This is a genomic window from Paraburkholderia phymatum (assembly GCF_040965635.1).
GTDB classification, from domain to species: Bacteria; Pseudomonadota; Gammaproteobacteria; order Burkholderiales; family Burkholderiaceae; genus Paraburkholderia; species Paraburkholderia phymatum_B.
Genome location: NZ_JBFRCH010000004.1, coordinates 319,784 through 334,522, shown reverse-complemented (window position 1 = coordinate 334,522; position 14,739 = coordinate 319,784). Strand labels below are relative to the sequence as shown.

The following is a 14,739-nucleotide window of genomic DNA, read 5'->3' as shown; positions in this document are numbered from 1 at the left end:
CAACCCGACGCGACAGCAACCGCCGCCGGGCAATTCCAACCAATCGGGCGAGACAGTCATCCATCAGTGCGCCGGCCGTTCGCATGCGGCGCGCGCCGTTTCGCCCGTCGCCCCATCAATTGACGGAGACGAGCATGGCCAAGGCATTCGCATCGCAAGCCGACCTCGAAGAGAAGAAGATCACGTGGACGCAGCTATCCGACAACGCGTATGCGTACACGGCGGAAGGCGACCCGAACTCGGGCGTGATCGTCGGCGACGACGGCGTGCTGATCGTCGATACGACCGCGACGCCCGCGATGGCGCAAGACCTGATTGCGAAGATCCGCAGCGTCACCGACAAGCCGATCAAATACGTCGTGCTGTCGCACTACCACGCGGTGCGCGTGCTCGGCGCGTCGGCGTATTTCAACGAAGGCGCGCAGCAGATCATCGCGAGCCGCGGCACGTATGAAATGATCGTCGAGCGCGGCGAGGCCGACATGAAGTCGGAGATCGAGCGCTTTCCGCGCCTCTTTGCGGGCGTCGAAACGGTGCCTGGCCTCACATGGCCGACGCTCGTGTTCGAGAAGGAAATCACGCTGTTCCTCGGCAAGCTCGAAGTGCGCATCGCGCATCTGGGCGCGGGCCACACGAAGGGCGATACCGTCGTGTGGCTGCCTTCGCAAAAGGTGCTGTTCTCGGGCGATCTCGTCGAATACGAGGCCGCGTGCTATTGCGGCGATGCGCAGCTCGCACAGTGGCCGGCGACGCTCGAAGCGCTGCGCGCGCTGAACGCCGAGAAGCTGGTGCCGGGCCGCGGCCCCGCGCTCACCACGCCCGAAGACGTGAGCAAGGGCCTCGACTATACGAAGGACTTCGTCACGACGCTGCTGCAAAGCGGCCGCGAGGCCGTCGCCGAGAAGCTCGATCTGAAGGCCGCGATGGCGCACACGCGCAAGGCGATGGACCCGAAGTTCGGACAGGTCTTTATCTACGAGCACTGCCTGCCGTTCGACGTGTCGCGCGCGTATGACGAGGCGAGCGGCATCACGCATCCGCGCATCTGGACCGCGCAGCGCGACAAGGACATGTGGGACGCGCTTCAGGCGTGATTCCCGGCGTGATGCCAGCCAGGCGTGATGCGGCATGAACGAAGCACAGAGCAGACGGACGGAGACAGCAGAATGAGCAGCATCGACTACCAGACCTTGTCGTTCGAATACCGGCGCTGCGCCGAGCAGGACAACGTCGCGGCGAAGCATCCCGTGATCGTGGTCGGCGCGGGGCCCGTCGGGCTCGCGACGGCAATCGATCTCGCGCAGCACGGCGTGCCCGTCGTGCTCGTCGACGACGACTGCTCGCTTTCGACAGGTTCGCGTGCGATCTGCTTCTCGAAGCGCTCGCTCGATATCTTCGATCGCCTCGGCTGCGGCGACCGGATGGTCGACAAGGGCATCAGCTGGAACGTCGGCAAGGTGTTCCTGCAAGACGAACTGGTGTACACGTTCAATCTGCTGCCGGAGGCGGGGCATCGTCGTCCCGCGTTCATCAACCTGCAGCAGTACTACGTCGAAGGCTTTCTGCTCGAACGCGCGCAGTCCCTGCCGAATATCGACATCCGCTGGAAGAACAAGGTGGTCGGCTTGCAGCAGCACGGCGAGCCGGGTTCCGCCGATGCGTTCGTCACGCTGACCGTCGAGACGCCCGATGGCGAATATCCGTTATGCGGCCGCTATGTCGTCGCCGCCGACGGTTCGCGCAGCCCGATCCGCAACATGATGGGACTCGACAGCAAAGGCCGTGTGTTCAAGGACCGCTTCCTGATCGCCGACGTGAAGATGGAAGCGGAGTTTCCGAGCGAGCGCTGGTTCTGGTTCGATCCGCCGTTCCATCCGAATCAGTCGGTGTTGCTGCATCATCAGCCGGACAACGTGTGGCGCATCGACTTTCAGCTGGGCTGGGACGCGGACCCCGTCCTCGAGAAAACGCCCGAGCGCGTGCTGCCTCGCGTGCGCGCGCTGCTCGGACCGGACGTGAAGTTCGAACTCGAATGGGTCAGCGTCTACACGTTTTCGTGTCTGCGCATGGATCGCTTTCGGCATGGCAACGTGGTGTTCGTCGGCGATGCCGCGCATCTGGTGTCGCCGTTCGGCGCGCGCGGCGCGAACAGCGGCTTTCAGGACGCGGAGAACATCGCGTGGAAGCTCGCGATGGTGCTCGACGGCCGCGCGCCGGACGCATTGCTCGACACCTATGCGAGCGAACGCGAATACGCAGCCGACGAGAACATCCGCAACTCCACGCGTTCCACCGATTTCATCACGCCGAAGTCGCCTGTCAGCCGCACGTTCCGCGATGCCGTCCTGAAGCTGGCGCGCAAGCATCCGTTCGCGCGTGCGCTCGCCAACAGCGGGCGTCTTTCAGTGCCTGCGGTGCTGTGTGATTCGGCGCTCAACACGGCCGATCGCGACAGCTTCGACGGCAAGATGGTGCCGGGCACTTCGTGCGCGGACGCTCCGGTTTTGCTGAACGGTGTGCCTGCCTGGCTGCTCGCGCAATTGGGCGAGGTGTTCACGGGCGTGCTGTTCTGCGGCAAGGATGGCATCGATGCCGCGACGAGACGCGCGTTGAAGGCGCTGCACGATGGACCGATTTCGTTAAAGCTGGTTATCGTCGCGCCTGATGGCGCGGGCGATTCGGTACGCGATCTGAAGAGTGCCGTCGTACTCGAAGATGCGGAAGGTCTTGCGTTCTCACGTTACGACGCGACGCCCGGCACGTTCTATCTGATCCGCCCGGACCAGCATGTGTGCGCGCGCTGGCGCGCGCTGGACCAGGCGCACGTCGAAGCCGCGCTCAAGCGGGCTTTGTGCGTGGAAGGCGTGGCGTGAATCGCGGCGAACGGAGCAAGGAGACACAAGTGGCACTCATCACGCAACTCAATCTGACACAACCCGATGACTTCTACGAAGCGCTGATCGACATGCATCGCGACTTCGACGAAGCGCAAAGCCAGGCGGCCAACGCGCAACTGATTCTGCTCCTCGCGAATCATATCGGCGACCATGCGACGCTGATGGAAGCGATTCGATATGCGCGCGAAGGCGTCGACGGAAAGAATGTGCCCGCCGCTGGTCATGCAACGAACGCGCCGCGCGTCGCCGCCTGACCTTGTGATGCGGCTCGCAGCGTAAGCACGCGCGAGCCGCCGCTTTCCCCCACAGCCTCACACCTTCACAACCTCACAACACGGCGCAACAAACGCCGGACCCGTTGGGTCCGTTGGACCCGTATTGTCTGGAGATCCTGATGAGTCAGTCCATGAGCCATTCCGTACCGCATGCCTATGAGCCTGGTGGTTCTGCCGCCACGCAGCACGACGACACGGCGCTGTATCGCAAGGTTACGTTGCGCATCGTGCCGTTTCTGTTTCTCTGCTACGTCATTTCGTTTCTCGACCGCATCAACATCGGCTTTGCGCAATTGCAGATGAAGCACGACCTCGGCTTCAGCGATGCGATGTATGGACTCGGCGCGGCCGTCTTCTATATCGGCTACGTGGTGTGCGAAGTGCCGAGCAATCTGCTCCTGGCTCGCTTCGGCGCGCGCCGCACGTTCACGCGGATCATGCTGCTGTGGGGCGTGGCGTCGGTGTGCATGATGTTCGTCTCGCAGCCGTCGCATTTCTATCTGCTGCGGTTCATGCTCGGCGTGTTCGAAGCGGGCTTCTTTCCGGGCATCGTGCTGTATCTGACGTACTGGTATCCGGCGCAACGGCGCGCCGTGATCCTGTCGATCTTTTTCGCGGGCGTCGCCGTGGCGGGCGTGCTCGGCGGACTCATCTCCGGCTGGATCATGCGCGACATGGCGGGCGTAATGGGCCTGTTCGGCTGGCAATGGATGTTCGCAATCGAAGGCGCGCCCGCTCTCGTGCTCGGATTGCTCGCTGCGTTCTGGCTCGTCGATGGGCCGCAAAAGGCCGCGTGGCTCACGCAGCAGGAGAAGGATCATCTGATCGCGCAACGCGATGCCGAGCATCGTCCCGTGAGTTCGCATTCTTCGCGCTCGTTCATCGACGCATTGCGCAACCCGCGCGTCTATCTGTTCGCGTTCATCTATTTTTCGCTGACGTGCGCATCGTTGACGCTCAACTTCTGGATGCCGTTGATGATCCGCGATTTCGGCGTACACGACGTGCTGTGGATCAGCCTGTACACGGTGATTCCCAATGCAATCGGCGCTGTCGGGCTGATCCTGATTGCGCGTCATTCGGACCGTCACGGCGAGCGCCGTCGGCATTTCGCTTTTTGCACGATGGGGGGCGGCATTGCGCTCTCGCTGCTGACGCTGCATCTGAGCAGCTTTGCCGCGATGCTCGGCATTCTGTCGATTGCCGCCGTGCTGATCTTCGCCGCGCTGCCGATCTTCTGGACCGTGCCGTCCGGTTATCTTTCGGGCAAGGCTGCTGCTGCGGGCATCGCACTGATCAGCAGCATCGGCATTACGAGCGGCATCGTGAGCCCGTGGGTGATCGGGCTCATCAAGACGCAAACGGGCAGCATGGACAACGCGCTCTATCTGCTGACGGCATTGCTGTTCATGAGCGGCATCGCGTTGCTGTGCGGCGTGCCTGCACAGCGCATCGCGGACCAGGCGTCGGCTTGATTGCCTAGACCTGCACCGATGGAATGCTCTTCATGCAACGCAGCGCGAACATCGATCGGCTGTGTCGAATGCCGGAGATCTTGTAGAGCCTTTCGCGCAGGAAGCGCTCATAGCCCGCCGTGCCATCGACGGCCACCTTGACCAGATAGTCGTATTCGCCCGACACGAGGTACGCCTCGAGCACTTCGGGCAGCGTCGCGAGTTCTGCGCCGAAACGGGCCAGCGCATCGTCGTCGTGCCGGTCGAGCGTGACCTCGATCAGCACGACGTCCGCGAAGCCCAGCTTCTGCTGGTCCAGCAACGCGACATAGCCGCGGATATAACCATCGGCCTCGAGTTGACGCGTGCGGTTCCAGCACGCAGTGGTCGACATGCCGACGAGTTCGGCCAGCTCCGCATTCGACAGGCGCGCGTTCTTTTGCAGCGCGCGCATGATCGCGCGGTCCTGATTGTCCAACGGGCGATTGCGCGCTTGCATGATGTGCGTTTGGAATGATGTTCCGGGAATTTTTATTCTACCGGAACGATGTTCCGGCCGGGGCGCGTCTTTTGCGTGAGACAGGAAGCCTATCCCGGCGTCTGCCTGGTATATTCTTCACCATGCTTCCTTGCCCGCAAAGATAGGCGGATTACCCTCCGCCGACGGGTGCCGCCTCATCCGCAAGATGCCGCCGGCAGGGATGGTCAGCGGCGAAACCCACGCCGTGCGACGCGTTCATCGGTCACGGAAGCATTCATCCCCCGCGCGGTTCTTGCGCGTTTCTTCCCTTCGCTTCTATTCGCACGCCTGTTTTTTTTGTCGTATCGACAGGCGCTTTTATTAGTAAAACAATCAACCTATATTTGCAGAAACAGAATCTGTCATCGCGGACGTGATTCCAGTCGGTGCCCGGCAGTGAATCACGCGCGCGCCACGTCGCATCGTCAAGTCATGGCGGTCTTCGGGAGACGGCCATGCTTCAACCAGCATGGGGGAGCCATGTCCACGTCACCTCTTTTCGATGCGCCGCACGGTTCCAGCGATTTGGCCGAGCAGGCCGATGCGCGCCTGCACAACCGCGATCTCGCGCCCGTTCCGCACGACCGCCGCACCTGGACGGGCTATAGCATCTTTGCGATGTGGATGTCGGACGTGCATAGCGTCGGCGGCTATACGTTCGCGGCGAGCCTCTTTCTGCTCGGTATTTCCGGCTGGCAGGTGCTGATCGCGCTGACAGTCGGCATTCTCGTCGTCTACATGCTGATGAACTGGGTCGGCAAGCCGAGCTATATGCACGGCATTCCGTTCCCGGTCATGGCGCGCGTGAGCATGGGCGTGATGGGTGCAAATCTCGCCGCGATGATTCGCGGCATAGTCGGCATCGTCTGGTATGGCGTGCAAACTTACTTCGCGTCCAAAGCAGTAGCGACACTCCTGCTTTTGTTCATTCCTGCTTCCGCCGCATTGCGTGAAGTGAGCTTTCTGAAACTCGATGGCTTGGGCTGGATAAGCTTTCTTTTCATGTGGATCTTCCAGCTCTTTATCTTCCAACGCGGCATGGAGACGATCCGCAAGTTCATCGATTTTTGCGGACCGGCTGTGTACGTCGTGATGTTCGCGCTGATGGCATGGATTCTTTCGCAAGCCGGGCTTGGCAGCTTGAGCCTGACACTTGGCGGCAAAACGCTGACGGGCACGCAACAGTTTGCGGGCATGGGTAATGCCATGCTCCTCGTGGTCAGTTATTTCGCTGCGTTGCTGCTCAATTTCGGCGACTTCTCGCGCTTCGCAAGAAGCGAGCAGCAAATGAAAGTCGGCAATTTCCTTGGGCTGCCCGTCAACTTCATCGTCTTTGCGATCATTACCGTCATCGTGACGTCGGGTAGCGCGAGCGTATTCGGTTCGATGATCATGGACCCCGTCGCGATCGTCGCGCACATCCAGAACAAGGTCGCCGTGGTGATCGGCAGCCTGACGTTTATCGTGGCGACAATGGGCATTAATATCGTCGCCAATTTTGTTTCGCCTGCCTATGATCTCGCCAATCTTTTCCCGAAGCATGTCGACTTCAAGCGCGGCGGTTTGATCGCGTCCATTCTCGCCGTGCTCGTTTGCCCATGGATTTTTGTCGACAGTCCAAAGGCAATTACGATTTTCGTCAGCGTATTCGGCTCCGTGCTCGCACCGCTGTATGGCGTCATGATGGCCGACTTCTATCTGATCAAGAAACAGCAGGTGCCAACGGCCGAGCTCTATACGATGGCGCCGACGGGCCGTTTCTATTACGACGGCGGCTGGAACAAGGTGGGTGTAGCCGCGCTCGTGCTGTCGGGATGCATCTCGGTGGGTTGGGAGTTGTGCACGCAGTTGCTGCACGCGCTGCCCGAAAACAATTTCGGCTGGCTGATCGGTGCGGTCGCGGGCGCGGTGCTGTACGTGGCGATGATGCGGTTCGCGCGGAGAACCTGAAAGAATGACCGGTCGCGCGTTCGCGCTCGCGTAAGTTCTCCGAGGCGAAAAAATATGGGCGTGGGGAAGGCCTTAATGGACCGATTTCGGCGCTAGTTTGTCTTTAGACACCGATCGAATTATTCGATACTCAGGATTCGATTCGTGGTTGCGCGCCCGTGGCGCGCCACCGTCGCCATATGCGCGCGCGTAAATAGCAAGAGCCGCCGAAGCAATAACCCATACTGCTACGACTCTTTCGAACGGACACGAAGATGGACCGGCTGGACGCGTTAAGGCTGTTTGTCGAAATCGCCGAAGCCGGGAGTTTTTCCGCGGCCGCGCGAAAGAGCACGATCTCGACTTCGACAGTCACACTTGCGCTGCAAAAGCTGGAAGAGGAAGTCGGCGCGCGGCTCATTACGCGCACGACACGGCGGCTCTCATTCACGCACGAAGGTCAACGTTTCCTCGACGATGCGCGCCGCGTGCTCGCCGACTGGGATGCCGCAATACTGAGCCTGCGCGACGACGGCCCGTTGAACGGACCAATCCGTCTGACGGCCAGCAACGACTTCGGCCGGACCCGCATCGTGCCATTGCTCGACAAGTTCATGGGCCTGCATCCGCAAGTGCAGGTCTCGCTGCTATTGTCCGACGGAGTGGTCGATCTCGTCGATCAGCGTCTGGACCTTGCGTTGCGCAACGGACCCCTGATCGATTCGCGGCTCAAGGCGCGCTTGCTGCTGACGGGCCCGCTCGTCGTCTGTGCGGCGCCGTCATACTGGACGGCGAACGGCAAGCCGATGCACCCGTCGCAACTTTCTTCGCACAATTGCCTGATATTCGCGCGGCCCGATGGACCGCTCTCGGACTGGCCGTTCATCATCGACGGCAAGAAGGTGTCGGTGAAAGTATCGGGTAATCGTGTGGCGAGCGATGGCAGCGTGCTGCGCGAATGGGCTGTCAACGGCTTCGGCGTTGTTCTCAAGAACCGTTGGGATATCTATCACGAACTGATGTCCGGCCGGCTCGAAACCGCGCTGGACGCATTCATTAGCGAACGCATCGATCTCTTCGCGGTCTATGTGGGCGCGGTGCCGAGCCGGCGCGTGGGCACGCTGATCGACTTCATTGCACACGAGCTTGCTGTCGACGATGCGCTCGAACTGCACCCGCTCGACAGCACGCGTCCTCTCTAGCACGAGAGGCGTTTCCATTGTTCAGACCTTAATCCGGCAGGCAGCCCGCGTTTGCCGGGTTGCACCCGCATTCGAAAGCAGGTAGCCTAACTCCGATTAAACGAGTCGGAGTGAATATGTCTCACATCAGCGCGGGCGTCGAATACGGGTTGCACTGCCTGCTTTACCTGACCGAACAGGCGCCCGGCGGTGTGGCCGAAGCGAGCGTGCGCGACCTGGCGGAACTGCAGGGTGTACCTGCCGATTATGTCGCGAAGCTGTTTACGAAGTTGCATAAGGCGGGACTCGTCATTGCGACAGAGGGTGCGAAGGGCGGCTTTGCGCTGGCGCGTCCGGCAAATCAGATTTCGGTACTCGACGTCGTGACGGCCATCGACGGCGACAAGCCGCTGTTCGAATGCCGCGAAGTGCGCACGCGCTGTGCGGTATTCGGCGAGACCGCGCCGACATGGGCGTCGAGCGGCGTCTGCTCGATCCATGCGGTGATGCAGAACGCCGAGAAGCGCATGCGCGAGGCGCTGGCATCGCAATCGCTGTCGGAGCTGGCGACGCGCACATCGGCGAAAGCGCCACGCTCGTTCGGGCCGCAAGTCGTAAAGTGGCTCGAAGGGCGCGCGACTGGCCGGCGCCGGGAGCGTGGCGATCGGCTTCGGGCGCGCGACGCGGAACGATAGTCGCCGCCAGATCACATTCACGTCGATTTCAACGCGAAAGGCCGCAGCATTGAGGCTGCGGTCTTTTTGTTTGCTGACGGAATGGCCCCCGTTTTGCAGCGGATGATTTATGCCGTCTCGAGTTGCTCGCTGCCGGTGCGTTCCCGCTCCCATGCCGCCCACTCGGTCGCCACGGCTGCGAGGTCTGCATGCGCGCGCTTCAACGCTTCAACGCGTGCTTCCTGATCGGAGAATTGCAGCGGCTGCACATCGACGAAGGTCGGGTCGTCGACACCAATGAAGCCAAATGCGGCCTTGAGCGCCGGCGTCAACGCATCCATCGACGAGAACACGTTGCCGGGACGCAAGTCCGCGCCGCGCGTGGTGATGAACAGTACTTTCTGACGATTCAACTGGCCGACGATGCGCCCACCCTCCGTTGTCTTGTAGGTCATGCCGGCACGCGTGATGTTGTCGATGAACGCCTTGAACGCGGACGGCATCGACCAGTTGTACATCGGCATCGCAAAGACGAACGCGTCGGCCTCGAAGAGGCGCTTGCACAGTGCATCGGAAGCAGCGAGCGTCGCTCGCATTTCATCGGTGCGCTCGTGTGCTTCGCGGTACGTCGCGATCGCGAACGCCTCCGTGACGTGCGCCGGCGTGTCGACAGTGACATCGAGGTAATCGACTTCGACATCTACGCCTTCACTGCGCAGGTTGTCGATGAACTGGCGCGACAGTGTGCGGGAATTGGACCGTTCGCGCTTCGCGCTCGAATCGACGTGAAAAACCTTCATGCTTGCTCTCCAATTGCTACGTTTTTGAAAATCGGCGCCGCATCTGACGGCGGAAGACGGCTGCGTCACTCGCGAGCGAAAGAACTTTCGCTCGTGTCATGTTTCTGATACTGCGACTATATGAATCGTAGTTGTGAGAATAGCGGGTTTGTGAATTCAGTGCAACGGAGGGGATGCAGACGAGATTCCGGGCGTCGTGCATCCGGAATTCGTGTGAAGAAGCGAGAGGGCTTATGCAGTGAGGCTTATGCGGTTATCGAGGGGGACGGCCTGAGCATCCGTGACGAAAACGGGAAACTGTATTTCGGGAAGGCATCGTACGTGCCAAGGAAAACGGCGGCCATTTGGCCGCCGTTGAACAGGAAAGAAGTCGAGCGTATGACAATGACACACAAATACCCAAGTTTCTCCACTTCCTTATATACATTTATGCGCCGGACGAATCGACCATCGAAACTAATCGAGTACGATGCCCCTCGCATAGCCGGGCACTTCCGACGCGAGAATCATTCGGTTGCGGTTTGCGGGGAAATACGTTTCGCACGCGCGCGGACGGAACACAGGATCGCCGCGTCGAATCGGCCTGCCTGTCAGAACGCAGAAGGCGTCCTTGCGCGCGAGGCCGATCCGCCATACCTGATCCGCGTAATGGCCCGAGCGCGGGTCGCTCCAGCAGACACTAAGGGTCTTCGACGACAGAAGTTCGAGAATTGAAATATGCGCCGGCGGCGGTTCCACTTCGACAGGTTCTAGCGCTTCGGGCGGCGGCCGTTTGGTCATGCGGAATTTTTTCTTTGGACCGTATTGCGCTTTTCTGGTCGATTCGAGCGTCAAGGGTGTGGGCATCAAAACGCCCACCAATGCGCGTCGAACGATATCTTCTTCGACCGGACGAGTCATCATTCACCTCCGTCACAGAGTTTGGCTGGCGGCTCGCGATCGCGCGGCCGAGGTGCTGCTGCTGACGTCAACGTTGTTGTACGGTGTGGCTCGCAAGGCAATTTGTTTGACATGCCTGCATGGCGCATCGATTCCAGGCATCGACGCGCCATGACTCTATATTGGACGTTCGGACCGCAATACGGCAAGCTAAGCTTCGCCATTTGAGAGGCAATGCGACCTGGTAAGGGTTGATCGATGCAAGCCATAGAGACGACGCGCCCGTGTGCATCGCAAGCTGGATAAACGCACGCAACGATCCATGGCCGATAGCCACTACCGACGGGCAACTAAATGCTTGACGCTTGCGCACGCCTTGCATGCTGTCGTTCGATTCGATAAGCCAAATATGCACTTGGCTTACTTCTTGTCCCATATCACGAGATTCTTATCATTGTCGTCGGCGACAAAGATGGCAAGCAGCTTCGCAGGCTTGGTCTTGCTGACGTTCTCGCTGATCAGATGGTGAGCGCCCGGCGCCTCCGTCCAGCTCTCACCCGCGTAATACACGCGTTCTTCGCCACCGTCGACCTTGCTGCGGATTTCGCCCTGCAACACATAGCCGACCACGAATGCCTGCCCATGGCGATGCGACTGCGAAACGCCACCCGGTTTGTAGTCGACGATGATGGCCGTCATGGTCTTGCCGGGCACGTTTGCAATGGCGGTCTGGAACGCTGGGCTGATGTGCTCGTGCGGGTCATCGATGCCATGCGCATGGGCGGCATGCGATGCGCTCAGCGCAATACACGCTGCGGCGGTGGATGCGAGAACGGTCTCGACGAAATTCATTTTCAACTCTCCGATACAAAGCATTTCTGAAGGTTGCAACGTGCCAGCGGACGTTAGCACGATAGAAGGAACATACGAACCCGCGTTAACTACGACTTACATAGTCGTAGTTGCGAGAGTAAACGCTTTGTTGGAACTGTGCAAGCAAACGTCTCACGTGCCACCGTGAACATACGAAAGGTCCATAGCCCGCCCGTTGTCCCACATAGCGAGATTTTTGTTCGCAGTTCTCCGCAGCGCATCTGCGGTTCGACATGGGGGCGGCGTCGGCACATTCCGCTTGCGATGTTTGTCACGTATGTCTAGAATCAGCATCATTGACATTTGAGTCAAACATCGCGAGCGGCTCGTTCCGCTCCCTGGAATACCGCCACGCAACGCGCGGCTTCAAGCGGAACACCTCACCATGTCTACAGATGCATCTTTCTCATCGACGGCGGGCACGGGCCGTATCGCCGTATGGGATATCTTTGCGGGTTTCAGTGCGAGCCTCGTCGGAATCGGACTCGCCCGCTTTGCCTATACGCCGCTCATTCCACCGCTGATTCAAGCCCATTGGTTTGCAGCATCGGATGTCGTGTATCTCGGCGCGGCGAATCTCGCGGGCTATCTGATCGGCGCGCTGCTCGGACGCCCTCTTGCGCACCGCGTGACGAACACGTCGGCATTGAGAGCAATGATGTTGCTCGTCACAGTGGCGTTTCTTGCGTGCGCGTTTCCGGTATCGGTGGCGTGGTTCTTCGTCTGGAGATTGATGTCGGGCGTGGCGGGCGGAACGATCATGGTGCTCGTCGCCGCAACCGTGCTGCCACACGTGCCCGCGGCTCGCAAGGGGCTTGCAAGCGGGGCGATCTTTCTCGGCCTTGGCGTCGGTATCGCGGCATCGGGCACGATCGTTCCTTTGCTGCTCAACCTCGGCTTGCGGAATACGTGGATCGGCATTGCCGCGTTGTCCGCCGCTCTGACATTGGCAACATGGCAAGGATGGCCGTCCGCAACGCAATCGTTGCACGCTTCATCGGCGTCTCACACTGTGAAGACGCGCGAGCCTTCTACCGTCCGCGTGCTTTATGTCGAATACGCATTGATGGCGCTCGGCCTCGTTCCCACGATGGTCTTTCTCGTCGATTTCATCGCGCGCGGGCTCGACGCGGGCGCGCACATCGGCGCTTCGTACTGGATTCTCTATGGCGTGGGCGCGACCTTCGGCGCGCCTGTGTATGGCTTCGTCGCAGACCGGCTGGGCGGACGTTTCGCTATCCGCGTGCTGTCGCTGCTGCAAGTCGTGGCGGTCGCGGCGCTTGCGATGTCGAGCAACAGGGTACTGGTCGGCGCGCTGACGCTGCTGATCGGCAGCTATCCGCCCGGCATCGTGCCGACGATGCTCGCGCGCATCCACGAAGTCGTGCATGACCACGGCAAGCAGTACGTCGTGTGGAGCCGCGTGACGACGACGTTCGCAGCATTTCAGGCGATTGCCGGCTACGCGTATTCGGCAATCTTCAACGCGAGCGGCGGCAATCATCGTCTGCTGTTTGCAATCGGGGCGGCGGCGCTGATGTTCGTTGTCGTTGCTGACTGCGTAGCGCCGTGGCTCGCGCGAGAGCCTGAACAAAACCAGAGCATCACATAGTGGTTTTCACGTGTGCCACTGTTGTTCTTAAAAATACGACCGGCCGAATCGTCTATAAACGATGGAGTGCATTGACTTAACAAAGATTAACTACCGCGCGTGCTTTCGAGATACGACAATTCGATCATTCATTCTCGTATGGTTCTTGCAGGCATGACATCGACAGGAGGCGTTCGATCGTGACGGCCGGGGCAGATCGTTCACCACGGAGCGTCATCGACGACGCTGATGTTCTGCCGCAAGCGCACACGCGACGCAGCCGCACGCGTTTGACACTCACTCCGGCTCTTTTCGTTCTCGGCGTGTGCGGCTGGTCTCTGATCGAGACGCCTGCCGAACTCGATCCGTCGTTGGGCCACATGGGCATCTCGGCGCTCGCGATCGCAAAGATTCTCTGGGCCGCCATGGGCCTCGCGGCTGTACGCGGCGTCGTGCGCGCGCAGTGGCTATTTTCCTTCCTGTGCGGATTGAGCCTCGTCGCAATCGTACCGGGGCTGCCCGTCGAATTGAACGAGTCTGTCTGGGTTTTCTCGCAATCGCTGATCGAATGCCTGCTCAAGGCGGGCGCTTTGATCGCGTTGGGTTTTTCGCGTGCATCGCGCACACCGCGTTCTGGCGACATGGCAGTCGGTGCGTGGCATGTCGTCAGCGAGTCCTCGTCCGATACCCTCGATCAACGCTAAAAGTACCTAGACGGTTAACGGTCGCCTGAAAAGATCGCGCGCGATCGAGCAGAACAGATCAGTGGTGCGACTTTGATCCTGCAAACGGCGGCTCATGATGATCGGCGACGACACCTGCGCGCCGTCGAGCGGACGATATGTCACGCCTCGCGCACGCAAACCTCTGACACTTTCCGGCACGAGACACACACCAACCTGCGCGGCGACGAGACCGAGCGCTGTCTGCAACTCGCGCACTTCATGGACGGCTGCGGGTTCGACGGCATGATCGCGGAAGGCGGACAACTGCTGGTCCGCGTAACTGGGCCGTGGCGTGGACGGATAGACGATCAGCGTTTCTTTCGCAAGAGCATCGAGCGTCAACGTGCCCCTTTCCGCGAGCGCATGGCCGGAGGGCAATGCGGCGATCAGCGTCTCTTCGACGAGCACCTCGCGCGCCAATTGCGGTTCGTCGAAACGAAGGCGGCCAAAGCCGACATCGATGCGTCCGCCTTTTAGCGCGCTCAGCTGCTCGATCGTGAACATCTCGATCAGCGAAATCTGGATGAGCGGCGCCGCTTCCCTGAATGCGCGGATCACGTCGGGCAACGGACCGTACAGCGTGGACGGTACGAAGCCGATGACGATGCGCTCGGCGAGTTGCGCAAGGCGCCGTGTGAGCGGCAGCAACTCGTCGCTCTCTTCGAGCAGGCGCTTCGCCTGCGCGTAAAAGACGCGTCCGGCTTCCGTCAGCTTGAGCGGGCGCGCACCCCGTTCGAAGAGCGCAAGGCCCACGCTGTCTTCGATCTGCTGAATCTGCCGCGAGAGGGGCGGCTGCGTCATGTTCAGCCGTTCGGCGGCGCGCGTGAAGTTCCTTTCTTCCGCGACCGCGACGAAATAGCGAAGTTGACGCAGTTCCATCTATGCCCTGAAGGTATGGAAATAGACTCAATCGGTCTTGGACGGATTCCGCTGGCGCCCCT

14 protein-coding genes are annotated in these 14,739 nt (G+C 60.5%); 9 read left to right on the top strand and 5 right to left on the bottom strand.

The window, feature by feature from the left end:
* Window positions 1-134: 134 nt before the first annotated feature.
* The 4 genes from AB4Y32_RS11045 (at window position 135) to AB4Y32_RS11030 (ending at window position 4,647) form a co-directional block, all read left to right on the top strand.
* Entirely contained in the window at window positions 135-1,094 is a 960-nt protein-coding gene (locus tag AB4Y32_RS11045) for an MBL fold metallo-hydrolase (RefSeq protein ID WP_368721371.1), read from the top strand.
* A 72-nt stretch (window positions 1,095-1,166) separates the two neighbouring features.
* Window positions 1,167-2,873: an FAD-dependent oxidoreductase gene (locus tag AB4Y32_RS11040; RefSeq protein WP_368721370.1), complete on the top strand. Its 1,707-nt coding sequence runs from the start codon at window positions 1,167-1,169 to the stop codon at window positions 2,871-2,873.
* 29 nt (window positions 2,874-2,902) lie between these two features.
* Window positions 2,903-3,151 carry a DUF2783 domain-containing protein gene (locus tag AB4Y32_RS11035; protein ID WP_368721369.1) on the top strand — a complete coding sequence of 83 codons (249 nt, stop codon included), beginning with the start codon at window positions 2,903-2,905 and terminating at the stop codon, window positions 3,149-3,151.
* A 152-nt stretch (window positions 3,152-3,303) separates the two neighbouring features.
* Window positions 3,304-4,647, top strand: a complete 1,344-nt coding sequence (locus tag AB4Y32_RS11030; protein WP_368721368.1) for an MFS transporter — start codon at window positions 3,304-3,306, stop codon at window positions 4,645-4,647.
* A gap of 4 nt (window positions 4,648-4,651) precedes the next feature.
* On the opposite strand, the gene AB4Y32_RS11025 is transcribed toward AB4Y32_RS11030, so the two are convergent.
* Entirely contained in the window at window positions 4,652-5,125 is a 474-nt protein-coding gene (locus AB4Y32_RS11025; protein ID WP_368721367.1) for an Lrp/AsnC family transcriptional regulator, read from the bottom strand.
* A gap of 75 nt (window positions 5,126-5,200) precedes the next feature.
* Here AB4Y32_RS11025 and AB4Y32_RS11020 point away from each other — a divergent pair, with 75 nt between their 5' ends.
* The 3 genes from AB4Y32_RS11020 (at window position 5,201) to AB4Y32_RS11010 (ending at window position 8,951) form a co-directional block, all read left to right on the top strand.
* On the top strand, window positions 5,201-7,096 hold the full coding sequence (locus AB4Y32_RS11020) for an NCS1 family nucleobase:cation symporter-1 (RefSeq protein ID WP_439899772.1): 1,896 nt from the start codon (window positions 5,201-5,203) through the stop codon (window positions 7,094-7,096).
* Window positions 7,097-7,350: 254 nt separating this feature from the next.
* Window positions 7,351-8,277, top strand: a complete 927-nt coding sequence (locus AB4Y32_RS11015; protein WP_368721366.1) for a LysR family transcriptional regulator — start codon at window positions 7,351-7,353, stop codon at window positions 8,275-8,277.
* Between the two features lie 116 nt (window positions 8,278-8,393).
* Complete coding sequence (locus AB4Y32_RS11010; protein WP_368721365.1) at window positions 8,394-8,951, top strand: Rrf2 family transcriptional regulator; 558 nt, start codon at window positions 8,394-8,396, stop codon at window positions 8,949-8,951.
* A gap of 107 nt (window positions 8,952-9,058) precedes the next feature.
* Here the strand turns inward: AB4Y32_RS11010 and AB4Y32_RS11005 are convergent, their stop codons facing one another.
* The 3 genes from AB4Y32_RS11005 to AB4Y32_RS10995 all read right to left on the bottom strand — a co-directional run bounded on the left by AB4Y32_RS11005 (window position 9,059) and on the right by AB4Y32_RS10995 (window position 11,461).
* A complete protein-coding gene (locus AB4Y32_RS11005) occupies window positions 9,059-9,730 on the bottom strand; it encodes an FMN-dependent NADH-azoreductase (RefSeq protein WP_368721364.1) in 672 nt (223 codons plus the stop codon).
* A gap of 456 nt (window positions 9,731-10,186) precedes the next feature.
* A complete protein-coding gene (locus tag AB4Y32_RS11000; protein ID WP_162849230.1) occupies window positions 10,187-10,510 on the bottom strand; it encodes a DUF3331 domain-containing protein in 324 nt (107 codons plus the stop codon).
* 519 nt (window positions 10,511-11,029) lie between these two features.
* Complete coding sequence (locus tag AB4Y32_RS10995; protein WP_368721363.1) at window positions 11,030-11,461, bottom strand: cupin domain-containing protein; 432 nt, start codon at window positions 11,459-11,461, stop codon at window positions 11,030-11,032.
* A gap of 406 nt (window positions 11,462-11,867) precedes the next feature.
* Here AB4Y32_RS10995 and AB4Y32_RS10990 point away from each other — a divergent pair, with 406 nt between their 5' ends.
* Together AB4Y32_RS10990 and AB4Y32_RS10985 are read left to right on the top strand one after the other, a co-directional pair.
* Window positions 11,868-13,094, top strand: a complete 1,227-nt coding sequence (locus AB4Y32_RS10990) for a YbfB/YjiJ family MFS transporter (protein ID WP_368721362.1) — start codon at window positions 11,868-11,870, stop codon at window positions 13,092-13,094.
* A gap of 269 nt (window positions 13,095-13,363) precedes the next feature.
* Window positions 13,364-13,777, top strand: coding sequence for a hypothetical protein (locus tag AB4Y32_RS10985; protein WP_368721361.1), 414 nt, complete (start codon window positions 13,364-13,366; stop codon window positions 13,775-13,777).
* Between the two features lie 6 nt (window positions 13,778-13,783).
* Here the strand turns inward: AB4Y32_RS10985 and AB4Y32_RS10980 are convergent, their stop codons facing one another.
* Entirely contained in the window at window positions 13,784-14,677 is an 894-nt protein-coding gene (locus AB4Y32_RS10980) for a LysR family transcriptional regulator (protein WP_368721360.1), read from the bottom strand.
* Window positions 14,678-14,739 lie beyond the last annotated feature (62 nt).